Below are 23,310 nucleotides of genomic sequence, written 5' to 3' on the forward strand. Positions count from 1 at the left end.
TGGTTTTGCATTCTCTATTTCGTTAATGAAACTGATTCCCAGGGCTGATTTTTGGGGACTGTCTACGGTCTGGGGCAGGTGATATGTTCGAACAAGTGTGCCACCGCTGAGGGTGGCCCAGACCTGGGAGAAGTGGATGAGCAAGCAGATCGGCGTTGGGGTCATCAGCCTCGGATGGATGGGCAGGCTGCATGCGCGCAGCTACCGCGCCCTGGCCGAGCGGTACCAGGGACTGGAGGCTGACGTGCAGCTCGTTGCCGCCTGCGACCCCGTCGAGGCGGCCCGCGACGAGGCTGTCGCCGCTCTCGGCTTCGAGCGCGCCTACGCCGACTACCGTGAGCTCCTGGCGGACCCAGACGTCGATGTGGTGAGCATCTGCTCCCCGAACTTCCTGCATCACGAGATCGCCCTGGCCGCCATCGCCGCCGGGAAGCCGTTCTGGATCGAGAAGCCAATGGGGGTCTCGGCGGCGCAGTCGCGGGAGATTGCCGAGGCCGCGGAGGCCGCCGGGCTGATCACGGCCGTCGGCTTCAACTACCGGCACACCCCCGCCATCGAGCGCGCCCGGCAGCTCATCCGCGACGGCCGGATCGGGCGCGTCACCAACGTGCGGTGCTGGCTGATCGCAGACTACGGGTCGTCGCCGGAGGGGCCGCTGACCTGGCGGCACAGCCGCGACAAGGGCGGATCCGGCGTCATTGGCGACCTCCTCAGCCACGGCGCCGACCTGGTGCAGTACCTCGCCGGCCGCATCGAGGCCGTCACCGCGACGTCGGCGCAGTTCATCCCCGAGCGCCCCATCCCCACCAAAGCCGGCATCGGACACACCGGCTGGGAGGTCTCCGACGAGCTCGGCGCCGTCGAGAACGAAGACTGGGTGGCGGTCCTGGCGCGTCTTGAGGGTGGGGCGGTCGCGACCCTGGAGGCCAGCCGCGTCGCCGTCGGCCCGCGCGCCGAGTACATCGTCGAGGTCTACGGCACGAACGGGTCGCTCAGGTGGAACTTCGAGCACCTCAACGACCTTCTCGTCTGCGCCGGCCGGGACCAGGAGTTCCAGGGGTACACGCGGGTCATGGCGGGCCCCGACTTCCCCGCGTTCAGTATCTTCCAGCCCGGTGCGGGCACGTCCATGGGCTTCGACGACATGAAGACCGTCGAGGCGGCCCAGTTCATCGAGTCGGTGCTGACGGGCAGGCAGCTCGCCCCATCGGTGGCCGACGGCTGGGCCGCCGCGGAGATCGACGAGGCCGCCGTCGCCTCAGCGGCTGACGGCCAGTGGCACGACGTCCCCGTCGTCACAGGCCGCACGACCTGGCAGGCCTGACAGGCCCGACGGCATCCCGGCGTGGCGGGGCTTGTGACCCCTCAGCGCAGCAGGTATAGCGACGAGACGATGGTCAGCGCGATGATGACGCGGTTGAACCACTTCTGGTCGAGGTGGCGAACTGTGACGCGGCCCAGCCATGCGCCGGATAGCGTCACCGGGACTAGGAGCAGCAGCGGTGTCAGCATGTCGGTGGCAAGCAGCCCGAGGCCGAGCGAGAACGGCAGCTTCGCGATGTTGACCAGGAAGAAGAACCAGGCCTGGGTGCCCAGGAATCGCATCATGTCGAAACGGGCCGCCAGGAAGTACAGCGTCATCACGGGGCCCCCCGAGTTCGCGGCCATCGTCGTGAAGCCGCCCAGGGCACCGTAACCGGCCTGCGCCCAGGGTCCCTGGGCAGCGGCGGAGTCCAGGCCGCGGCGCATGCCCCACAGTGTCAGGGCGGTCAGGGCCAGCAGGATGACGCCGATCGTGCGGCGCATGGTGGTGTTGTCCGCGAAGGCCAGGAAGGCGGCACCCAGCACCACGCCGGCCAGCACCGCAGGTAGGAGGTGTCTGAGGGTGGTGAAGTCGCAGTCCCTGCGATAGGCCCAGATCGCGACGAGGTCGCCGGCCAGCAGCAGCACCAGCAGCGCCGCCGTCGACTCCCGGGCGGGCAGCACGGTGGCATAGGCGGCGACGGCGAGTGTCGCCAACCCGGGCAGTGCCGTCTTTGCGACTCCGACGAGCAGCGCCCCGACCGTCAGGACACCCCAGGCGACGGCGGGCAACTCGATCACCGGGTCAGCCTACTGGGGGCGTGTCACACTGCTGGCGGAGGGTTCGCTGTCGCGTGGCTGGCGTCTTTGCCGGCGGCGGTCCAGGCGTCGGAAGAGTCAGGAAAGGGCGCTGTGAATGTCGGTATGGGTGAAGTCGTCTCCTTTGAACAGCAGCGGCTCGCCCGTCACCTTCGCGGCCGCATAGCTGAAGCAGTCCCCGAAGTTGAGCTTGGCCGGCGAGCCGGAGCCACGTCCGAAACGCTCCTGAGCGCGGATCGCCTCGTAGAGATGCTCAGCATTGATGTCGAGGACTTCGAACCCCATGTCAGCCACGAAATCCTCTGCCAGCCCTGGATCGGCGCGGCTGACAATCGCCATCTCCAAGACAGAAGCCGCTGATATTCGGACATGAGAGGCTGCCGCGATGGTCTTCAAAAACTCTTCGGCCTCCGGTTCGTGTCGCATCACTGCGATGGCCGCTGAAGTGTCGATGATCATTTGGGGAGGCCGTTCTCGTCATAAATGTCGTCATCCGTGAGCCACAGATGTTTGGTCTTGGCTGCTCGTGCCTGGATCTTCTTGATGGCTGCCAGCCGGTTGATGCGCCGCTGTTCCTGCTCGGTCAGCTGCTGTTCGACAGCCTCCCGCACGACCTCCACCGCGGTGGTGCCGCGCTGCTCGGCCAGGGTGTCGATCATCAGCTGCACCCGTGGGTCGTCGATGATGAGTGTTGTCATGGGCCAAGTCTAGTTCGTGGCCCTACCTCCGGTTTGCTGGCCTTGTGTGCGTTTGCCTGTGCTGTGAGGCCAGCAAACAGCGATAAGGCCAGCAGAGTGTGGGAGTGGCGGGAGGTAGTCGCCAGCCCGGGCAGCGCCGTCTTTGCCACTCCGGCGAGCTGTTCCGACAAGCAATGCTGTGCCCCGGCAGTAGCACTGCCCGCACGGTGGGATTGATCTCGATCATCGCGACTTCGAAGAATTCTTAGGTACCGCTAGCCCGGGACGCCTGGCTGCCGAGACGGACTCATTTCGCTCTGACAAGGCATAATGTGGTGAAAACGGCTGCCAAGGTGCGTCGGGCTGACCCGTCGTCGTGCCCATGATGTCCCAAAGGCTGACGGAATCCTGAGGTAAACCTGAGAATCCCGCGAAAGCTTGAGCCGCGCCCATGGAAGGGTTGGGCCGCGAAGGAGGGCCGAGGCTCTCGGCCCAGGAAACTTGACAAGGAGGTCTGATGAGACGATTACTTGCAGCATTAGCGGCCGCGTGCCTCATGGCGTGCGCACCTCTTACCGCCCGGGCGGACTCCATCCCCACCGTCAAGGATGTCAAAGCCCTCATGGCCTCGAAAGGCCTGAGCGGCAAGGTCCGCACGCAGGGGAATGCCACCGCGGACGATGGTGCTGGGACCGTCTGGGAAATCGTTGGCAGCAAGCCGGATAGCGCTGACGGCAACATGGGTGTCCCGACGGCCAACGGAAAGTGGGCCATCCCCGTGGGGATCGCCGACAGCCCAACCGTCGCGAAAGTGAGCTTTACCCTCGACGTCGCCAAGCGTGCCCGCACGTTCGTCGACGCCGGTCGTTCCTTGATCTGGGATCCCCAGCGTAAGACCCCCTTAACAACGAACATAATCGTCCATAAAGAATACAAAGCACCCTACGCGCTGACCTGCTCGTCGTTCGTATAGCCCCGTTAAAACAAAACCTGCTGTCCTGAATAAGCCAAACCCCCGCCGCATGGGCCTGAAAATCAGATAAACATTTAGATTTTGTTAAATGTGAGCTATATCAATGGTCATGAACGGCTGGGACTACAAGCACACCACCTACGTCGATGACAAGAATACCCGCGTCGGCGACTACGTCGACTTCGGCAAAGGTCGCACCCAGGTGGGGCAGGCATACGAGGTCGCGGCGTGGCTGTTCAAGCAGAACCGTGCCTGGACCGATCCCGGCAAGGGCGACTGGCAGCCCGGCGATCTACTGTTCTGGTCGCATCCGGACCCGGAGGGTGCCGGCACCACCGGCGTTTACTTCGCCAACGTCCACCACGTGGCCCTCTACATCGGCGACAACAAGGTCGTTCACTCGTGGGGCGTCGCATCCGGCGCCGGCGTCGTCGAGGAGCCCGTCACGGATCTCATGCGCGACAAGGTGACCCTCGTCGGCCGTCCCAATTGGTTTGACTTTACCGGCAACGCCGACGGCGGCAGTAAGACCCCTGCGTCAAGCGCCGAGTCCCCCTCGGAGTCGACTTCAGCCGAGCTATCGAACGTTGCCTCGAAGCCCGCGGAGAGCGCCCCATCGTCTACGCCGTCCGACTCGGCCTCCGCCTCCGAGGAAGGTTCGGCCAGCGCATTGCCAGGCGGCGAAGCCCTCGCCAGTGTGGCGGCGACCCTGACGTCCTCAGAGACGCCCATCGACCTGGCACTCGCCACAGCGGCATAGGAGGCTGCGCTCTAGTGGGTGTATAAAACGCTGATTTTCGCAGCACTCCGTATTTTGCAGCGCTCCGTCGCCGGCACCCTCGGGATGCCGGCGACGCTGGGTGTGGTGGCCGGATGCCGGTCGGCGCTGCGGAAGCTGCCGGGCACGGCCGATCCCGCGTCACCGGCCCTGGGTCGTCGGCGGGGAAAGCCCCACAGCGACTGGCCCGCCGAGACGGCCCCGCACAGCCACCCCGCCCGCCATGCTCCTACGGGGACCGGAGACGGCCCGGCGCGCGGGTCCGGCAGGATCTGGTCAGCCGGCGTTGAAGGTGACCACCGGCTGGTTGGTGAAACGAGAGTAGTGGCCCTGGAACAGGGCGTCGATCTTGTCGAGCTGCCCGTTGCGGTGCTTCAGGATGTGGAAGGCCGCCTGGCCGCGTTCCTCGTCGGTGGGGTTCTGGGTGTACAGCTCGGGACGGTGCAGCATGATCACGATGTCGGCGTCCTGCTCCAGCGAGCCCGACTCGCGCAGGTCGGCGAGCTGTGGCACCCCGTCCTTGCGCTGCTCGGTGTTGCGGCTGAGCTGCGACAGCGCGATCACCGGCACCTCCAACTCCTTGGCCAGCAGCTTGATCTGGCGTGAGAACTCCGAGACCTCCAGCTGGCGGGACTCCACCTTCTTGCCTGACGTCATCAGCTGGATGTAGTCGATGCAGATCAGCTGAAGGTTGTTGCGCTGCTTCAGGCGACGCGCCTTCGCACGGATCTCCATCATCGTCAGGTTGGGGGAGTCGTCGATGAAGAATGGCTTCCCCGACAGCGTCACGGAGCGGTCGGTGATGCGCTGCCAGTCGTTCTCGTCCATGCGGCCGCCGCGGATCTTCTGCAGCGGCACCGATGCCTCCGCGCTCAGCACCTTCATCACGATCTCCGTGCGGCTCATCTCCAGGGAGAAGAAGACTGTCGCGAGGTCGTGGTGGATGGCCGCGGCGCGGCAGACGTCAAGGGCGAACGTGGACTTCCCGACCCCTGGCCGGGCGGCGACGATGACCATCTGGCCGGGGTGGAGGCCGTTCGTCAGGGTGTCGAGGTCGGTGAAGCCCGTCGGCACCCCGGACAGGGCATCGCCGGAGTTCGCTATCGCCTCCATCTCGTCGAAGGTCGGCTCCATCAGCTCGTTCAGCGACTTGTAGTCCTCGCTGGTCTTGGAGCCCGTGACCTCGAAGAGCGTCTGCTGGGCTTCGTCGACGATCTTGTCGACGTCGCCCTGCCCCTGGTAGCCGAGCTGCGCTATCCGGATCGACGCGTTCACCAGGCGCCGCAGGATCGCCTTCTCGCGCACGATCTCCGCGTAGTAGGAGGCGTTGGCTGCGATGGAGATGGTGGCCAGCAGGTCGTGGAGGTAGACGGCCCCGCCGACGCGCTGGAGGTCGCCGGTGCGGCTGAGCTCAGCGGCGACGGTGATGGGATCGGCTGGTTCGCCGCGGCCGTAGAGGCTGATGATCGACTCGAAGACAGTCTCGTGCCGGGGCTGGTAGAAGTCGCTGCCGCGCAGCACTTCGACCACGTCGGAAATCGCGTCCTTGCTCATCAGCATGGCGCCGAGGACGCTCTGCTCGGCCTGGAGGTCCTGCGGGGGAGTGCGGCCCACAGACTCCTCGGCGTATGCCTCCGAGGTGTAATCCTCCAATTCCTCCAACATGCCTTACCCTTCCTGCCCCCAACCGGGCTAATCAATGTAATCCCGGGCGACGACATCACCGGGAAGGGTTTGTGGAAAACTTCTGTGGAGAGCTGTGGACAGGCGGTGTGTAAGCGACGATGTCCCGCCCCAGAAGTAGAGGAAAACCCTCAGGATCGTTATTTAATCGTTATAAACCCATGGTCAGGACGGTTCTGGTGCCGCTTTTCCCATCTCGTCCCGGGGGCTGTGGATAAAAATGAGGCGGCAAAGGTTAATGGTGAGAATCCGCGCCGGGCGCCATGGGTAAGCCCCAGCCCGGGCGGCCGGTTCCACCGCGTGAGGCGTCTCCGCCGCCTGTGTCATCGCAGCTCTTACCCCATGGACTTCGCCGGCATGCGGCGGTGTTTGTGGGGGCGCGCCCGGGCTGCCGAGGAGTCACTCTTGTTGAATCTATTACCCCTGGGGGGTATTGTCCTGGTCGTGGAAAAGGATCACGAGGGCTGCCATGCGCAGTACGGCTACACCTCCGACAAACAGGCCTATCTGCGGCGTCTGCGCTTGATAGAGGGGCAGACCCGGGGCATCGCCCGCATGATGGAACAGGACGAGTACTGCATCGACATCATGACCCAGATCTCCGCCGTCACCAGCGCCCTCAAGGCAGTCTCGATGGCCCTTCTCAAAGACCACCTGGAGCATTGCGTCGCCGCCGCCGTCAGGGAGGGCGGGGACGCGGCCCAGGAGAAATTCGACGAGGCCATGACCGCGATCTCCCGGCTGGCCCGCTGAGGCCCGCCGCGCCGGTTCATCGTCAACCCGCTCCCGGCGGGAAGCGGGGAAAGCGCCGGGCCCTGCGGCCAGGCCAGAATCCAGAAAGGAAAACCATGAAGACCACCTACGCCGTCAGCGGAATGACCTGCGGGCACTGCGCCTCCCACGTCACCGAGGAGGTGCAGGCAATCAATGGCGTCGATGGGGTCACCGTCGACTGGGATTCCGGCCAGATGGTCATCGACTCCAGCGACCGCATCCCCTTCGACGCGATCGCCGAGGCTGTTGCCGAGGCCGGCGACTACACGGTCACCGAGGCCTGAGAGGACTCCTGTTGACGGGGGCTCAACGCCGGGAAGCACGGCAGGAAGGAGGCGTTCATGACCAGCGTGAGCGTCGCTGAGCGGACGCCGGACACGTCCGCCAAGGGGACCAAGGGGTCGGTGTCCGTCTCCCTCGACCTGACGGGCATGACGTGCGCCTCCTGCGCCAACCGCATCGAGAAGAAGCTGAACAAGGTCGACGGGGTGCGCGCGAGCGTCAACTATGCGACGGAACGGGCCAGCGTCCAGGCACCCAGGGGCACCACCGCCGAAGACCTGATCGCGGTGGTCGAGGCCGCGGGCTACGGGGCGCGTGAGACCACCGTCGAGCCGCGGGAGGAACGCGCCGACGTGCTCCTGCCGCGGGTGCAGCTGGCCTTCACGCTAGCGGTTCCTGTGATCGTGGTGTCGATGGTGCCGGTCCTGCAGTTCCCCGGCTGGCAGTGGCTGGCGCTGCTCCTGACCACCATCGTCGTGTTCTGGTGCGGGCGCAGCTTCCACAAGGCGGCGCTCACCAACATGCGCCACGGCGCCACCACCATGGATACCCTGGTCAGCCTCGGCACCTCGGTGGCGTGGCTGTGGTCGGTGGTGGCGATGTTCTTCGGGCATGCCGGCGTCATCGGCATGACCCACGGGTTCACGCTGACGCTCGACCACGCGGACCCGATGGGCAGCGTCTACTTCGAGGCCGCCGCCGGCATCGTCGCATTCCTGCTGCTGGGACGCTGGATCGAGGCCCGTTCCAAGAGAGAAGCCGGTTCGGCCGTCAAGGCGCTGCTGGAGGTGGGAGCCAAGGAGGCGACGATCCTGCGCGACGGCGCGGAGGTCGCGATCCCCGCGGGTGAGCTGTCGCTGAACGACCTGATCGTGGTGCGTCCCGGGGAGAAGGTGGCCGCCGACGGGGTGGTCACAGAGGGCAGCTCCGCCGTTGACGCCGCCATCATCACGGGGGAGTCGCTGCCCGTCGAGGTCGGGCCTGGATCCACCGTGGTGGGCGGGTCCGTCAACACCACGGGCCGCCTCGTGGTCAAGGCGACGGCGGTAGGCTCGGCCACGCAGGTGGCGCAGATCGCGCGCCTGGTGGAGGAGGCCCAGACCGGCAAGGCGCAGGCCCAGCGTCTCGCCGACCGGATCACGGAGTTCTTCGTCCCCGCTGTGCTGGTCCTGGCCATGATCACCTTCATGGTGCAGCTGCTGGTGGGCTCCGGAGCCACCTTTGCGCTCACCGCCGGGATCGCGGTGCTCATCATCGCCTGCCCGTGCGCGCTCGGGCTCGCGACCCCGTCGGCGCTGCTAGTGGGAACGGGGCGCGGCGCTGAGCTGGGCGTGATCATCCGCGGTGCCCAGGCCCTGGAGAAAGCCCGCTCCGTCCAGGCCGTGGTGCTGGACAAGACGGGAACGCTCACCACCGGGAAGATGTCGGTGCTCTCGGCCGAGCCGGCTGACGGCGCCAGCGAGGCCGAGCTGCTGCGGGTTACCGCCGCGGTGGAGGCCGGGTCTGAGCATCCCATCGCCCGTGCCATCGTGGAGCGCGGTGCGTCGGTGCCTGCCGCGGAACAGTTCGAAGCGCTCCCGGGCATCGGGGCGCGTGCCCTGCTGGACGGTGTGCCGGTGGCCGTGGGGTCCCGGCGACTGCTTGCTGACCAGGGGATCGAGACCGCCAGTGAGCCGACGCCACTCGGCAGCGAGGTGTTCGTGGTCCGTGACGGCGCGCTGCTGGGGCGGATCGTGGTCGGCGACCAGCTCAAGCCCGGCGCTGTGGAGGCCGTCGCTGCCTTGAAGGAACTGGGCTTGCGGCCGGTGCTGCTCACCGGTGACTCGCAGGCCGTGGCCGAGACGGTCGCGGCGCAGGTGGGCATCGAGCAGGTGCATGCTGAGGTGCTGCCCCAGGGCAAGGCGGCCGTGATCTCCGGGTTGCAGGCCGAGGGGATGCGCGTCGCCATGGTCGGTGACGGGGTGAACGACGCCGCGGCGCTGGCCATCTCCGACCTGGGGATCGCCATAGGCGCCGGGACCGATGCGGCCATGGCCGCCAGCGACCTCACCCTCATGCGGGAGGACCTGATGGGGGTGGTGGACGCCGTCCGGCTCTCCCGCGCCACGGACCGCACCATTCGGGGGAATCTCCTGTGGGCCTTCCTCTACAACGTCGCAGCCATCCCGGTGGCTGCCCTCGGGCTGCTGACCCCGATGATCGCCGGCGCGGCCATGGCGTGCTCCAGCGTGTTCGTAGTGCTGAATTCTCTCAGGCTGCGTAACTTCAGTTAGCCCTGCAGCCACTGGTTCACTTCGGCTCCCTGGGGCTCCTCCCGGGAACCCCAGGGCAGGAGCCGATGCCGTCGTGACCTGGGGTTTTGCTCAATAGGAAGGTTCATGTCGCGGACCTCTTGCCCAGCAGGGGTGGATCGTGGCTACAATCTACAGTGCGCAGTCCTGAGAATCTCTCAGGATTCGTTTGGAATTCGACCGCCGCTGGGTTAGGCTGATCCAGCCGGTATGACCGGAAAGTCCTCTACCAGGAAGAGATCAATGGCCAAGAAACATGTGGTGATTGCCGCAGTGGCAGGCGGCGTTGCACTCACGATCGCTGGTGGCGTCGCGGTGGCGGTAGCCATGCACAAGAACGAAGTGACGCTGTCGGTCGATGGGGTGCCCCATACCGTTTCAGTTCGTGAAGACACCGTCGGAAAGGTCCTTGAGGTCGACGGGATCACCATCGGCGAGCACGACGTGGTGAGCCCTGCGGTCGACACCAAGGTGACCAACGGCATGGAGGTCAGCGTCCTCTACGGCCGCCAGCTGCAGCTCACCGTCGACGGCGAGGCCAGCAGCCCATGGACCACGGCCCGCACCGTCGAGGACGCGCTCACGCAGCTCAACCTCAACGATCCCGCGTCGAAGCTCTCCACCGATCGCTCGACCGCCATCGGCCGCGACGGGCTCACGTTCAGCATCGACACCCCCAAGACGGTGACGGTGGATGTCGCGGGCACTCCCACCGAGCTCCGGGTGGCTGGCAACGTCGGTGACGCGCTGACGGCAGCGCAGGTGACCCCCGATGAGGATGACATCGTCACGCCGGCGGCGGACACTGCCCTGGCCGACGGTCTTGGCATCAGCTACACCAACGTCGAGCAGCGCACCACCACCAAGGAGGTCTCGGTTCCCTTCGAGAAGAAGGAGGAGAAGTCCGAGGAGCTTGAGAAGGGCAAGACCAAGGTCTCCCAGGAGGGCTCTGAGGGCGTCAAGACCGAGACCTACGCCGAGGTCTACCACAACGGCACCCTGGTCTCCTCCACTCTGCAGAGCGAAGAGGTCACCAAGGAGCCCGTCACCGAGGTGACCAAGGTCGGCACCAAGGAGGCCAAGTCCGATTCCTCCTCATCCGACTCCTCCGCCAAGTCGGGTTCTGAGTCTGATTCGAAGAAGTCCAAGTCGGATTCCGGCTCTGGCTCGGACAGCAGCAGCCTCAGTCCCGCGACCGGAAACTCCTGCCCGGCCTCCTACTACTGGGAAGGCCAGAAGACCGCCTCCGGTGAGCAGTTCAACCCGAATGACCTCACCGCGGCCCACAAGACTCTCCCGCTCGGCAGCAAGGTCAAGGTGACCAACCCGAGCAATGGCAAGACCGTCGTCGTGCGTATCAACGACCGTGGTCCCTACGCTGGCAACCGCTGCCTCGACCTGTCCAAGGCCGCCATGGAAGCGATCGGCGGCACCTCCGCCGGCGTCATCACCGTCAACTACGAGACTGTCTGACAACTAAAACGTGGCTTTTCAGCCCTTCCTCAATTCCCGCCACCCCCTGCGCCATGACAGCGCGGGGGGTTGGTGGTTCTAGGGGATTTACGCTTGTTTCCCAGGCAGTGCAAGAGATTTTTCTATTTCCCAGGCACCTTCCAGCGCGCCCCGCTACGGTGGTATCGCCGTAGCCGACGGGAGTGGATGATGGGCGACATCGAGTTCAATCGTGAAGCTGTTGGTGTGAGCGCTAAGAAAGACTGGGCGGACGCGAACGAGTTCGCCCGTATCGGTTCCTTCATGGCCTCATTGACGACCTTCTCAGCTTCAGTGGATCTGCCAGAAGGGGACAACAGCGGTGTGACTTCGCTGCGCAGCTGCCTGGGGGAGTTCAGAGAGGTGATGCGCTGGGCGGTGCTGGAGCATTCGGACGCATGCGGTGTGCTGGGCTCTGGGCAGGAGGAAGTGATCTCGAATTTTGATGCAGCGGAGTATCAAGTCACCGAAAACTTCCGTGACCTCGTGTCGAGAATGGAAGGATGAGCCATGTCAGGCGAAGATAAAATGCCATTGCCGCCGGACGTTCGAGCTGATGCTGAGCAACTGGCTGCTGATTTTGAGACGGTCGGTAAGGCGATAGCGAATACTCAGGTTGCCAAGAACCCAGCGGATGGGGTTCCAGGGTGGATAGGGGATTCCGCAGACGTCTATACCGGGTCTATCCAAAAGCTCGGCGTGCATGCCCGGTCACTGGCTGAAAGCTTTGCCCCCGCTGTCGGCGCGCTTCGTACCTGGGCTGAGAACGTCGGTGTGATGATCTCGGTGACTGTGCCTGATCTTTGGGCTCGCTACGACCAGATCCAATCGAATTACACTCACAACATAGCCGATCTGGAAGCTGAAGTGGATGCCAGGCGTCAGGAAGGTCAGACAATCCCGGAACACCAGGTCCAGGAGCGGCAGAAGGCCTTGGCAGAGCTACGCGACGCCGAGCAGGCCGGTGTCCTGTCCGAGTATAAACAGGCCATGGACGGTCTGGATGATGTCGCCCAGGAAGCAGCCAACACGGTCAGGGCTACTCAGGACTCGGTGGTAGATCCTTCGAAGAAGGGATCCCGGGACGAGGTTGGTAGTTCGCTGTTTGATGATATACCGGTGGTTGACGGGCAGGCTGAGTGGGAACAGGTCCAGAAAATCGCCCCTGATGCTGCGAAGCTCATCAAAGAATCCCCACCCTCGATGGACAAGGTCCGGGAGTTTCAGGAGAAATACGGGAACCTGTGTTCAAACCCGTTCTTTGCACAGGCTCTCGCTCAGCAGACGACACCTGAAGAGATGACTCGTTTTCTGGCGTTCGCAGAGGCCTCTAGGGGCCAGTTGGGCGATGATGCCTCCTTGAACTCCCTGTGCTCCTCACTGGGATCCGCAATGGTTCTGTCCACAGGTGGTGTCAATGCCGATCCTGCGATGGCCCAGACGCAGGAAGCGTTCTCAGCTTCCCGCGCTGGGCTGGCCACCGACACTGGCGGCTCTGTCGAGGACCTGATCAAGACCCGGCTCAATGAATGGAAGGGCGTCGGGAATACCCTCCTGAACGCGGATGGCAGCGCTGCTGATCCCCGACTGGGCTACCAGGGTGGACAGATGGGTCAGCATTACGGCTACGAATACCTGGCGACGATGCTCTCTGGATCTGCCAACTCAAATCAGAACCTGGCGCTTGGCCCAGAGTTCTTCGATGGCCCAGATTCCCTGGCCCAGGATATCGTCTCATTCGATCATGCACATGGACATGAGATCAGTCGTACAGGTGGTTACGGGAATTGGGGGCCAAAGCTGCCGCCAGGTGGTGACCGGAATGGTACCGACCCTGTCGAGTCGATGTTCAAGCTGATGGATGAGCCTGCGGCTTTCTCGGACGGCAGTCTCACGAAGGACTCGCCATCATGGGATGCGTTGTCTGCTCAGAATTCGCGGCGCTTTGACGCGGCGCAGAAATTCCTGGCTTCTGACACAAACTTTGAGGCTTAGTCAGAATCGGTGGCTGCAATAGTTAATTGACGTGTTGTGCGTGTCGGTATGCGCGAGGAAGGCTCAACTTCCTGAATAATTGATAGTACCAACACAGTCAATCGAAAGTTGAGCCTTCCCATGTACTCTAGCACAGGTCTTAGCAGCGAACAGATCACCGACCTTGTCGCACGCATCCATGACCTCCGCGAGGCACCAGCCTCCCGAGCAGGACGGAAACCCACACTAGGACTGTACAAGTGTGTTGTTGTGGCCTTGATCTATCTGCGATCCAACCGCACACAAGCATCGATTGCCGACCAGTTCCACGTCTCCCAGAAAACGATCTCTCGAACCATCGCATCCTGGATGCCCATCCTGGGACAGGCCCTGCAGGACTGCACCCCCACGGTCGACGACCTCGATGTCAGCGAACCACTCATCGTCGATGGCACCCTACTGCCGACCTGGTCATGGCGCACCATGCCAGAACTGTACTCCGGCAAACACAAAACCACCGGCGTCAACGTCCAGGTTGCATGCGACCTGACAGGACGGCTCGCCTTCATCTCCGACCCGATGCCCGGCCGCACCCATGACGCACACGCACTCAAAGAAACCGGCCTACTCGACCACATCACCACCGGGCAACTCATCGGCGACAAAGGATACATCGGACTCGGCATGATCACCCCCATCCGAACCCAACCGAAACAACAACACACAGAAGAAGAAAAAAGGTTCAACAAGTCAGTAAACGCGATACGCTACATGATCGAACGAGTCATCGCCAACCTCAAAACCTGGAGAATTCTCCACACCGACTACCGCAGACCCTTCACAACATTCCCAGAAACAATCACCACAGTAGCCGCACTCGAATTCTACAGAAACACATTCTGACTAAGCCTCTTTGGCATCGATCCCGCCAGCGAGGCCAGGCGTGTGCCGCCCTTCACAGACCACGGCCCGATGAACATGACACGCTACCTCACGGGATTCCGTGGGGATGAGCTTTACAGCGGTACGCAGGACGAGGGTAACAGCCTGGGGCGGGTTATCGCTCAAGCCTCCATAGCCGAGCCGATGCCCCAGGGCATCGACCACAGTTCTCCAGAATATCAGGCCTGGAAAGCGCGTTCTGAACGATCAGCGAACATCGCTGCGAACTTCCTGGTCGGCTATCAGGAAGGTCTCGAAGTGGACAACGAACTGATCAATGGCGAAGATCCCTTCGGGAAACGGCATGCCGCGATGCGGAACTGGGTCGGCACGATCTTGGCACCGCATATTGAGGGGATCGCCAACTCCTTGGATCTTCCGGGTGGAGAAAATTTCTCCCTACGTGACCCGCAGCTCAACGATGGCTATCTGATTAATCTTGGCCCTGATCTGGTAAACCGGATAATTGGTAAGAATGGCCTGTTCACTGACCTCGCATTTGATAGGCCGGTCGATATCAACGCAACCCCAGACGACCCGACAGATGACCAGACGGCTGCCGGCCGTGATCCTGCCATCAATACCCTGCTCGCGGCGGCCAATGCCGGATATCACGATGACATGAGGACGGCCCTCTCTGCTGGTGATATGAATGCTCTGGATCAGGTACAGACCAAGTGGGCTCCGTTACTCAACGACCTCACAGTTGCCCCGGCAGGGGCGTCCGAGCAGGTTGGGGCGGCCATCGATGAGAGCAACGCCAGATGGAAATCGCTGATCTCCAAGGGCATTGGGATGCTGCCCTTCGACAAGATCATCGGGGATGGGCATGACATGCAGAAATGGCTCGTCGCCCAGGCCAAAGACGTCGGCCTGCCGCTATCCCTGGAGGCCATGCTGAGTGAGGAACATGCGGCGGCGGCCAACAGGGATGGGCTGGAGGCTCACAATGGTCTGGAAAAGTCGATGCGGGATTCGATCTACCAAGCCATATCCGAGGGAAATTACTGGGGTAATGATCCAGCGCGAACACCTCAGGAATTCCTCGCAGAGACTAGTAAGGAGGATTCCTTCCTAGATGACAATGGCAATGTCATACCGTACGACAAAATGACCGCTGAGCAAGCTGGAAGATTCAGGGATTACGTCCAGAGCGAGGGCGGCCTGGGAGGCGTCTACAAACCGGTGCTGGAGAAGCCCGGGCCGGCTCTGGAGTATGCCGAGCATCGGCGTAAGGTGGCTCTCGGTGAGAAATGATGCTTCTGTAGGGAAAGTCTGTGGTGTCTCAAGTTGTGAGTTGTCTGTTTGGAGGCGGTTTCTTGTCTTTCTGGTAGGTGTGTCTATTGTTCTGGGCGTGTCGGGTTGTGCTGACTCTCCTAGTGACCCTGAGCCGACTGTGACGTGGAGTGAGCGTGAAACGCCGGATATTGTGACCATTGCTGTGCCTAAGGGGTGGTTTCTGGTGGAGCGGAAAGATAAACCCAATCAATATGATTTGGAGATTGCCAACAATCGCGGCAATCTGGATGCTGAGGGGATTACTATCTTTAATCAGAAGCCTTCTATTGCTGGTTTCCATGGCCCGGATATTGATATGAGGGCGAAGCGTGATCAGTGGATGGCGGATGATGTCAAGGTCAACCGAGTGAGGGATCCTGAGCCGATAGGCCCCAGGATAATTGGCGGCTCCCAGGCTTGGGGATATTCGGGAATGTTCACCTTCAACGACAAGAAGACTTACCCGTCCCAGCGTTGGATAATTTGGCGTGAGGATGGCAAGTGGAGTATCTATGTCACGGGGTTTGAGAATACTTCCACGGTTCCGGAGGAGTTGATTGCTGCTCTCGATACCGTCTCATTCTTTCCGCCAAACCCCCGTATCTCCTCAGGTAGCGCCACTCCGAGCCCCAGCGCTAGCGAGAGCTGATGGTGCAGGGGGTTGGTGGTTCTAGGGATTCTTCGGTAGGGCCGCTACCCATCCGGGGGGCGGTTTGCTGGCCTTGGTGATGATGTGCTGGCCTTATGTACGTTTGCCTGTGTTGTGAGGCCAGCAGATGGCAATAAGGCCAGCAAAAAGAGGACAGGGCCAGCAAACGTGAGATAGGACCAGCAGGCGGGCTCAGCTGGCCAGCAGGCCGGGGGCTGGACGGCGGCCCAGCTCCTGGTAGATGCGGAGCATCGCGTCGGCCTGCGACTTCACCGTCCACTGGCCTGCCAGGCGGCGTGACGTGGCAGAGGCTCGGGCCCGCCACTCCGCGTCGGGCAGCTTTTCGATGATCCGCAGGATGGCGGCGGCCAGTGACGCCGGGGTTGGGCTCGCCAGCTCGGCGTTCACGCCCGGCTCCAGCACCAGCTGCAGACCCGGGTCCACCGAGACGATGGGCAGGCCCGCCAGCGCGGCCTCATGCAGGACGAGGGCCTGGGTGTCGGTCTGGCTGGGGAAGGCGTACAGGTCGCTCATCTCGTAGAACGCTCCCAGCGACTCGCGTCTCTGCTCGCCCGGCAGCAGGATGTGGCCGTGGCGCCTACCCGCGTCGAGGACCTTCGCGATCTTCGGGTAGCGCTGCCAGTCGCCAACCACCATGAGCTGCGCGTCCGGACGCTGCGCGACGACGAGCTCGAAGGCCTCACATAGCAGCGGCAGCCCCTTCTCCGGGGCGATCCGGCCGACGTAGGTCACCAGCGGGCCCGGACCGCGTGGCACCGGTGGGGGACCCGACGGCAGCGGATCGACGCCGTTCGGGACCACGATCAGGTTCGCCTCCGGCGCCAGGGCACGGCAGCGCTCCGCGGTCTTCGGCGACGGTGACGTCACCAGGTCCGCGGAGTCCAGCATCTTCTTGCACAGCCCCAGCAGCGTCGCCGTGGAGCGGCCGCGGTCCGCAAACCGGACCGCCGCGTCGCGCAGGTCGTGGGAATTGAGGATCTCCCCGTGCGTCAGTCGTGCGAACGCCTGCACCACCCCACGCAGCAGCGGCAGAACGGCGGCGTAGTGGTCGGCGTAGGCGTCAAAGTCGGTGTGCCAGGTCATCAGCATCGGCTTGTCCAGCCGCTTGGCGGCCCAGGTCCCCAGGACGCCGACCGTGCCCAGCCCATGCACGTGAATGACGTCGGGGTCGAGCTCTCCGACCTTCTCGATGGTGCGTTCGAAATGCCGGCCACTCGCGACCCGCGTGGGCATGTTCGGCACCCGGACCGAAGGCAGCCGCACCTCCACGCGCCCTTCCCGGCCCAGGTGTGGGTTCGGCCCCTTCGCCTTCGGCGCGACGACCACGACCTCGTGGCCGGCGTCGAGAAGGTTCCCCTCCAGCTGCTGGACAGCGAACATCAGACCGTTGCTGCCGGGGCCGTAGTTGTCCGTGAACTGGGCGACCTTCAGGCAACGCGGTGAATGCTCAGACTCTTCAGTCACGTCGACACTCTAGCCGAATTGCACCCTGGGCGAGACTTCCCCTGGAACCAAAGGAAATACTCGATCAATGCCATCCGCCGCCCGCGCTATGGCAGTTCGGCAATTGTCTTCACGTGGATTCCAGGTGCAGGCGGCGCTGACAGGCATCGACGACAGCGGGGTCGTGGCTGATCACCAGCACCGCCCGCCCCTCGGAGGCATGCCACACGTCGGCCATCAGCGCCTCGGCGGTGGCCTGGTCGAGGTGCTCGGTCGGCTCGTCGAGGATCCACAGGTCGCGGTCCGCCACCAGCAGCCGAGCCAGCGCCAGCCGCCGCCGCTCCCCGCCGGACAGGGTGCCGCCGTCCTCACCGACGAGCCGGTCCGGGTCCAGCGGCAGGCCAGCCCGCTCCAGGGCGTTGCGCACCTGCTCGCTGGTGGCGTCCTTGTTGCCGATCCGCACGTTCTCGGCCACGGAGGTCGCGAAGATGTGGGCGTCCTGGGCCAGGTAGCCGACGCGCCCGCCCCGCCGTACCGTGCCCTCCCGCGGCGGGATCAGGCCCATAGCGGTGGCGGCCAGGGTCGTCTTGCCGGCGCCGGAGGCCCCAGTGCATGCCACCTGCTCCCCGGGCCGCACCGTCAGGTCCAGCCCGGACTGGATCACCGGCCCGCCGGGCCAGCCGATCGACACCGCATCGAGCTCTAGGCCGGGGCTGGCCTCGCCGTCGGGGACCACATCGCCTGTCCCGACCGGCTCGGCGTCAAGCACCTCCAGCACCCGCTCCAGGGAGGAGCTGGCCCGGGTCCACGTCTGCGCCGCCGACACGAACGTGGCCAGCACCTCGTGCAGCGCCAGGGGCACCAGCGCCAGGACCGCTAGGAAGGTGGGGTGCATGGTGCCCGCGGCGACGGCGGGGCCGCCGATCGCCAGCCCCGCGACCACCGCGATCCCGGCAGCGACCACCTGCGCCGCCGTCGCGATGCCCCGCACCCACGCGCCGTGCGCCTCCTGCTGCCGTAGCCGTTCGTCGACGTCCAGCAGCTGGTCTAGAGCCTCGCGGTCAGCTCCGTAGGCAACTAGGTCGGGGGCGGTGCGGGCCAGCTCACGGACCACGTCCGCCAGCTCTCCCCGGGTCGGCGCGGCCGCGCGGTCGGCGCTCAGGGTGGCGCGCTGCGCGGCCAGCGGCACGGCCACCCCGGCCAGGAGGACCGTCACGAACAGCGCCAGAGCGGCCCACGGCGAGATGACGGCGAGCCCTGCGGAGGTCCCGGTGATCACCAGCAGCCCCGAGGCGATCGGGAGCAGCACCCGTACCAACACGTCGGTGACGGCCTCGGTGTCGGCGACGACCCGGGTCAGCAGGTCGCCGCGCCGGGCGCCTATCAGGGTGGTGCGGGCCAGCGACTCGTAGGTGCGCAGCCGCAGCCCCGACTGCATGCGCAGCGCGACGTCGTGCCCCACGAGACGTTCTACGTAGCGGAACACACCCCGCGAGATGGCGAAGGTCCGCACCCCCACGGCCGGGGCCTGGAGGTACAGCACCGGCGGCAACAGCGCCGCGAAGCTGATCAGCCACGCCGACAGGCCCATCAGCGCCACCGACGACGCGGACGCCAGGAAGGCCAGCAGAACCGCCAGCCCGAGGCGCAGGCCGCCCCGTGGAATGGCCCGGACCAGGCCCGTCAGCAGCCCCCTCACAGCGTGACCACCTCGTCGGCGGCCGCCAGGACGGCGTTGCGGTGGGTGACCACCAGCGCACTCGCGCCCGAGTCGCGGACGGCCCGGATCACGGCCGCCTCGGTGTCGGCGTCGAGACCCGCGGTCGGCTCGTCTAGCACCAGCAGCCGCGCGCCGCCCTGCCGGATCCTCAGCAGCGCCCGGGCCAGGGCCACGCGTCGCCGCTCGCCCCCGGACAACCCCTCGCCGTCGTCGCCGACAGGCTTGCCGGGCGGGAAATCCGCGCCGGCGTCACGCAGGGCCGCCTCGACCTGCTCAGGGGAGGCGCCGGGGCTGCCGAGGGCCACGTTGTCGTCGACGGTGCCCGCGACCATCCCAGGATTCTGACCCACCCAGGCGGTGCGGGACCGCCACTGGGCGGCATCCATCGACGCCAGGTCCTGCCCGTCGACCAGGACCCTCCCCGTATCGGGTCGTTGGAAGCCCATCACCAGGCTAAGGGCCGTCGATTTGCCGCCGCCTGACGGTCCGGTCAGCGCCACCACGCGTCCCTCAGGCACCTCCAGCGACAGCCCGGACAAGGCTGGGCTGGTGGCACCGGGCCAGGTGAAGCCGACGTCGTCGAGGGCCAGCCGCGACCCCGCCGGTAGGGCGCTGCCGCCGGATGACGCGCCCAGTTCGATGAGATCGAGGGCCGCCTGCGCGGCCGCCACCCCGTCAGCGGAGTCGTGGAAGTGGACGCCCACCTGCCGCACCGGCAGGAAAGCCTCCGGAGCCAGGATCAGCACGAACAGCGCAGCCTCGAACGGCATCTCGCCGCCCGCCAGGCGGAATCCCACCGTCACCGCGACGAGCGCCACCGACAGCGATGCCAGCAGCTCCAGCGCGAACGACGACAGGAAGGCGGTGTAGAGCACCTTGATGGTCTGCCCCCGGAACTGCTCCTCCGTGATCTTCAGGCCCCGGCGCTGAGCATAGGCCCGCGCGAAGGCCTGGAGGGTGGGCAGCCCCTGGATGAGGTCGGCGAAGTGATTGGCGAGCTTATCGGCCCGGGTGAAGGCCCGCCGCGTCGCGGCCTGCGTGGTCCAGCCGATGAGCGCCATGAACACCGGGACCAGCGGCAGGGTGAACGCGACGATGAGGGCGCTGGGCCAGTCGGCCAGCAGCAGCACCCCGCCGACCAGGAGCGGCACCGTCGCCGCCAAGCCAAGCTGCGGCAGGTACTTGGAGAAGTAGCCATCCAGGGCATCGAGGCCGGTGGTGGCCGCCTTCGTCAGCGTCGCCGACGACGCCACCGGCCGGGTGAGGTGCGCGGCGAGCACGTCACGCCGCAGCCGCGACTTGACCGCCGCCGCTGAACGATGGGCCAGCACCGAGTTCACCCAGGCCAGCAGGCCGCGCGCTGCGAAGACCGCGAACAGCAGCGCCAGCATGGCCCCCCAGTCGTCAGGCAGCGCCCGGTAGGTGAAAACGATCGCGACCCCACGGGCCAGCAGCCAGGCCTGGGCGATCACCAGGACTGAGGTCAGGATGCCGACAACAACCGAGGCGACCAGGTAGTTCCTGGTCGCCTCGGCGCGTTTCAGGAGCCTGGGCTCCACGGGTCCAGCCATGCGGTTCAGGCTAGCGTCAGTAGACGATCTGGTCTGGGATGTTCTTGGTGCTAATGCGCTTGCTGAAAACCCAGTAGCTCCACGCCTGGTAGGCCAGCACGATGGGGACGAAGATCACCGCCGCCCAGGTCATGATCGTCAGGGTCGTCTCCGAGCTCGCCGCCGTGATGATGTTCAGCCGGTCCTTCACCGGCAGCGAGTTGTCCTGCGCGAAGCCTAGGTTGCCGTACATCCGCACGAGCAGGCCCGAGATCAGCGCGACGATGGAGACCCCGCACAGGACGAACCCCCAGCCCTCCCGGTGCAGCTGGGTGGTGGCGACGAGCGACGCAGCCAACGCCACGACCGCCAATACGGCCGTAATCCAGCCGGGGATGGTGAGGTCCGCGAACTCGGAGACCGCCGGCCAGAACAGATTCTGGCAGACCACGAACAGCGTCAGGATGGCGGCGACCGGCCAGCCCCAGGACCGCACGAAACCGCGGGCGTGCTCGTGGACCTCGCCGCGTGACTTCAGTGTCAGGAAGGTGGCGCCGTGGATCAGGAACAGGGTGACGAACAGCACCCCGCCCAGCAGGGCGAATGGCCCGAACAGGCCGATGAGGCTGCCGTTCCACCACTTCCCGTCGTTGGCCAGTCCGATCGCGAAGTTCGCGAACCCCACTCCGAGCACCAGCGTGGCGGTGAAGGATCCGTAGGTCGCGAAGACGTCGAACATGCGGCGCCACTTGGCGTCGGGATGCTTGGAGCGGTACTCGAAGGCGACGCCGCGCAGGATCAGGCCCACGAGCGCCAGCAGCAGCGGCAGGTAGAGCGCGGAGAACATGGTGGAGTACCAGGCCGGGAAGGCGGCGAAGGTGGCGCCGCCGGCGGTCAGCAGCCAGACCTCGTTGCCGTCCCAGGTGGGGCCGATGGTGTTGACCATCACGCGGCGCTCCTTGTCATCGCGGCCGAGGATGGGCAGCAGCATCGCAACCCCGAAGTCGAAACCTTCCAGGAAGAAGAAGCCGACCCACAGCACGGCGATCAGCAGGAACCAGACGACGTTCAGCGCCGGCACAGCGGTTTCAAGCAGCGGCATTCGGCTCTCCTCAGTACGCGAAGGACATGGGGGCGTCGGGGTCCTCTGAGACCTTGGGCTCGGCCACCTTGGGCAGCCCCTTGGCCGTGTAGTGGAAGAACAACCCCACCTCGATCACTGCGAGGAGACCGTACAGCAGCGTGTAGACGATCAGCGAGAGCAACACCTCGCCGGCGCTGACGGTGGGGGAGATCCCCGCCTGGGTGGGCATGACCCCCGCCACCAGCCACGGCTGGCGGCCCATCTCCGTGAAGATCCACCCGAATGAGATCCCGAACAGCGGCAGCAGCGGCATGGCGGCCATCAGCGTCGTCCACAGTTTCGACGCCTTCGGTGTGCGGCCGCCGCGGATCACCCACAGCACATAGACCCCGATCAGCAGGCCCAGCCCGCCGAAGGCCATCATCATGCGGAACGACCAGTAGGTGGCGTTCACATTCGGGATCGGGTCGATATGGCCGTATTTTTCCGCCAGCTGCTGCGCGTACTCGCCCTGGATGTTCGTCTGCGACCCGTTCTGCATCGAGTAGCCATGCTCGGCGTACTGCTCACGGATCGTGTCGATGCCCTTGATCTGCGGCACCCCGGCGATGAACGACAGGACCAGGGGGATCTTGATCTCGACGATGGTGCCGGTCTGGTCGGCGTTGGGGATCGTCAGCAGCGAGAAGTCGCCGGTGTCCTCGAAGGCACCCTCAGCGGCGGCGATCTTCGACGGCTGAAGCTGTGTGATGGCTTTGGCCTGTGCGTCGCCAGTGTAGAAGGTGAGCGCGGAGCCGGCGATCAGGACCCAGGCGCCGAACTTCGTCGCCCACCGGTAGGCGCCCGCGTCCTCCTCGGAGACATCCGGCTTCGCCAGGTGCCAGGCGGAGATGCCCGCCACCAGGCCACCCGCCACCATGTAGGAGGCGAAGATGACGTGTGGCAGCGCTGACATCAGCAGCGGGTTGCTCAGCACCTCCAGGAATCCGCCTACGCCGTCGAGCTCGGCGCGGTTCAGCTCCGTGTTGAACTTGGTGCCCACCGGGTTCTGCATCCAGGAGTTCGCCGCCAGGATGAAGATCGACGACAGCATGGTGCCGATGGCCGCGGCGTAGATGCAGGCCAGGTGGATCTTCTTCGGCAGCTTGTCCCAGCCGAAGATCCACAGGCCTAGGAAGGTCGACTCGAGGAAGAAGGCGATCAGGGCCTCCAGCGCCAGGGGCGCGCCGAAGACGTCGCCGACGAAGCGGGAGTACTCCGACCAGTTCATGCCGAACTGGAACTCCTGGACGATGCCCGTCACCACCCCCAGCGCGAAGTTGATCAGGAACAGCTTCCCGAAGAACTTCGTCAGCCTCAGGTACCTCTCCTTGCCCGTGCGCACCCAGATTGTCTGGATAACCGCGACGAGCATAGACATCGCGATCGTGATCGGCACGAAGAGGAAGTGGTAGACGGTGGTAACCCCGAACTGCCACCTTGCTATTGCGACCGGATCCATGGGCGGAACCTACTACGCGGTAATACCCTATTTCAAGATGCCGACAAAATGTCCCGATGAATTGTTGAATACAATGCC

Annotated in this window: 21 protein-coding genes; 12 read left to right on the top strand and 9 right to left on the bottom strand. The window is 64.8% G+C overall.

Annotation, left to right across the window (positions count from 1 at the left end; all coding sequences use genetic code 11):
* Nucleotides 1-136: 136 nt before the first annotated feature.
* Nucleotides 137-1,324 carry a Gfo/Idh/MocA family protein gene (locus SK1NUM_RS01825; RefSeq protein ID WP_212324581.1) on the top strand — a complete coding sequence of 396 codons (1,188 nt, stop codon included), beginning with the start codon at nt 137-139 and terminating at the stop codon, nt 1,322-1,324.
* Nucleotides 1,325-1,365: 41 nt separating this feature from the next.
* On the opposite strand, the gene SK1NUM_RS01830 is transcribed toward SK1NUM_RS01825, so the two are convergent.
* From SK1NUM_RS01830 to SK1NUM_RS01840, 3 genes are all read right to left on the bottom strand, one after another.
* Nucleotides 1,366-2,103, bottom strand: a complete 738-nt coding sequence (locus tag SK1NUM_RS01830; protein WP_212324583.1) for a sulfite exporter TauE/SafE family protein — start codon at nt 2,101-2,103, stop codon at nt 1,366-1,368.
* A 96-nt stretch (nt 2,104-2,199) separates the two neighbouring features.
* A complete protein-coding gene (locus SK1NUM_RS01835) occupies nt 2,200-2,580 on the bottom strand; it encodes a type II toxin-antitoxin system VapC family toxin (RefSeq protein WP_212324589.1) in 381 nt (126 codons plus the stop codon).
* Nucleotides 2,577-2,819 carry a type II toxin-antitoxin system VapB family antitoxin gene (locus SK1NUM_RS01840; protein WP_212324591.1) on the bottom strand — a complete coding sequence of 81 codons (243 nt, stop codon included), beginning with the start codon at nt 2,817-2,819 and terminating at the stop codon, nt 2,577-2,579. Before SK1NUM_RS01840 ends, SK1NUM_RS01835 begins: the two co-directional genes overlap by 4 nt.
* A gap of 496 nt (nt 2,820-3,315) precedes the next feature.
* On the opposite strand from SK1NUM_RS01840, the gene SK1NUM_RS01845 reads away from it, so the two are divergent.
* On the top strand, nt 3,316-3,771 hold the full coding sequence (locus SK1NUM_RS01845) for a hypothetical protein (RefSeq protein WP_212324593.1): 456 nt from the start codon (nt 3,316-3,318) through the stop codon (nt 3,769-3,771).
* A 109-nt stretch (nt 3,772-3,880) separates the two neighbouring features.
* Nucleotides 3,881-4,531: an NlpC/P60 family protein gene (locus SK1NUM_RS01850; RefSeq protein WP_212324601.1), complete on the top strand. Its 651-nt coding sequence runs from the start codon at nt 3,881-3,883 to the stop codon at nt 4,529-4,531.
* 294 nt (nt 4,532-4,825) lie between these two features.
* Here the strand turns inward: SK1NUM_RS01850 and dnaB are convergent, their stop codons facing one another.
* Nucleotides 4,826-6,214: a replicative DNA helicase gene (gene dnaB / locus SK1NUM_RS01855; RefSeq protein ID WP_212324603.1), complete on the bottom strand. Its 1,389-nt coding sequence runs from the start codon at nt 6,212-6,214 to the stop codon at nt 4,826-4,828.
* A 426-nt stretch (nt 6,215-6,640) separates the two neighbouring features.
* On the opposite strand from dnaB, the gene SK1NUM_RS01860 reads away from it, so the two are divergent.
* The 9 genes from SK1NUM_RS01860 (at nt 6,641) to SK1NUM_RS01900 (ending at nt 15,913) form a co-directional block, all read left to right on the top strand.
* Nucleotides 6,641-6,985 (top strand): metal-sensitive transcriptional regulator, encoded by a 345-nt coding sequence (locus SK1NUM_RS01860; protein ID WP_317988070.1) that lies wholly within the window; start codon nt 6,641-6,643, stop codon nt 6,983-6,985.
* A 95-nt stretch (nt 6,986-7,080) separates the two neighbouring features.
* A complete protein-coding gene (locus tag SK1NUM_RS01865; protein WP_212324605.1) occupies nt 7,081-7,290 on the top strand; it encodes a heavy-metal-associated domain-containing protein in 210 nt (69 codons plus the stop codon).
* Nucleotides 7,291-7,347: 57 nt separating this feature from the next.
* Entirely contained in the window at nt 7,348-9,561 is a 2,214-nt protein-coding gene (locus tag SK1NUM_RS01870) for a heavy metal translocating P-type ATPase (RefSeq protein WP_212324607.1), read from the top strand.
* A gap of 261 nt (nt 9,562-9,822) precedes the next feature.
* Nucleotides 9,823-11,052: a septal ring lytic transglycosylase RlpA family protein gene (locus SK1NUM_RS01875; RefSeq protein WP_212324609.1), complete on the top strand. Its 1,230-nt coding sequence runs from the start codon at nt 9,823-9,825 to the stop codon at nt 11,050-11,052.
* Nucleotides 11,053-11,241: 189 nt separating this feature from the next.
* Nucleotides 11,242-11,577 carry a hypothetical protein gene (locus tag SK1NUM_RS01880; protein ID WP_223927736.1) on the top strand — a complete coding sequence of 112 codons (336 nt, stop codon included), beginning with the start codon at nt 11,242-11,244 and terminating at the stop codon, nt 11,575-11,577.
* Nucleotides 11,578-11,580: 3 nt separating this feature from the next.
* Nucleotides 11,581-13,065 carry a hypothetical protein gene (locus tag SK1NUM_RS01885; RefSeq protein WP_212324613.1) on the top strand — a complete coding sequence of 495 codons (1,485 nt, stop codon included), beginning with the start codon at nt 11,581-11,583 and terminating at the stop codon, nt 13,063-13,065.
* Between the two features lie 120 nt (nt 13,066-13,185).
* Entirely contained in the window at nt 13,186-13,947 is a 762-nt protein-coding gene (locus tag SK1NUM_RS01890; protein ID WP_212324267.1) for a transposase family protein, read from the top strand.
* Between the two features lie 69 nt (nt 13,948-14,016).
* Entirely contained in the window at nt 14,017-15,243 is a 1,227-nt protein-coding gene (locus SK1NUM_RS01895) for a hypothetical protein (protein WP_212324620.1), read from the top strand.
* The gene (locus tag SK1NUM_RS01900) at nt 15,233-15,913 is read left to right on the top strand and encodes a hypothetical protein (protein WP_212324622.1); all 681 of its coding nucleotides are present in this window, start codon (nt 15,233-15,235) and stop codon (nt 15,911-15,913) included. Before SK1NUM_RS01895 ends, SK1NUM_RS01900 begins: the two co-directional genes overlap by 11 nt.
* Nucleotides 15,914-16,105: 192 nt before the next feature.
* Here the strand turns inward: SK1NUM_RS01900 and SK1NUM_RS01905 are convergent, their stop codons facing one another.
* The 5 genes from SK1NUM_RS01905 to SK1NUM_RS01925 form a co-directional block, all read right to left on the bottom strand.
* Nucleotides 16,106-17,398 carry a glycosyltransferase gene (locus tag SK1NUM_RS01905; RefSeq protein WP_212324630.1) on the bottom strand — a complete coding sequence of 431 codons (1,293 nt, stop codon included), beginning with the start codon at nt 17,396-17,398 and terminating at the stop codon, nt 16,106-16,108.
* Nucleotides 17,399-17,507: 109 nt separating this feature from the next.
* Nucleotides 17,508-19,076 carry a thiol reductant ABC exporter subunit CydC gene (gene cydC, locus SK1NUM_RS01910; protein WP_212324632.1) on the bottom strand — a complete coding sequence of 523 codons (1,569 nt, stop codon included), beginning with the start codon at nt 19,074-19,076 and terminating at the stop codon, nt 17,508-17,510.
* Nucleotides 19,073-20,668: a thiol reductant ABC exporter subunit CydD gene (cydD, locus tag SK1NUM_RS01915; protein WP_212324639.1), complete on the bottom strand. Its 1,596-nt coding sequence runs from the start codon at nt 20,666-20,668 to the stop codon at nt 19,073-19,075. The genes cydC and cydD overlap by 4 nt, the downstream gene beginning before the upstream one ends.
* 16 nt (nt 20,669-20,684) lie before the next feature.
* On the bottom strand, nt 20,685-21,749 hold the full coding sequence (cydB, locus tag SK1NUM_RS01920; protein ID WP_212324641.1) for a cytochrome d ubiquinol oxidase subunit II: 1,065 nt from the start codon (nt 21,747-21,749) through the stop codon (nt 20,685-20,687).
* Nucleotides 21,750-21,759: 10 nt separating this feature from the next.
* The gene (locus SK1NUM_RS01925; RefSeq protein WP_212324643.1) at nt 21,760-23,232 is read right to left on the bottom strand and encodes a cytochrome ubiquinol oxidase subunit I; all 1,473 of its coding nucleotides are present in this window, start codon (nt 23,230-23,232) and stop codon (nt 21,760-21,762) included.
* Nucleotides 23,233-23,310: the final 78 nt, after the last annotated feature.

The sequence above is a fragment of the Arachnia rubra genome, from assembly GCF_019973735.1.
Classification (GTDB): Bacteria; Actinomycetota; Actinomycetes; order Propionibacteriales; family Propionibacteriaceae; genus Arachnia; species Arachnia rubra.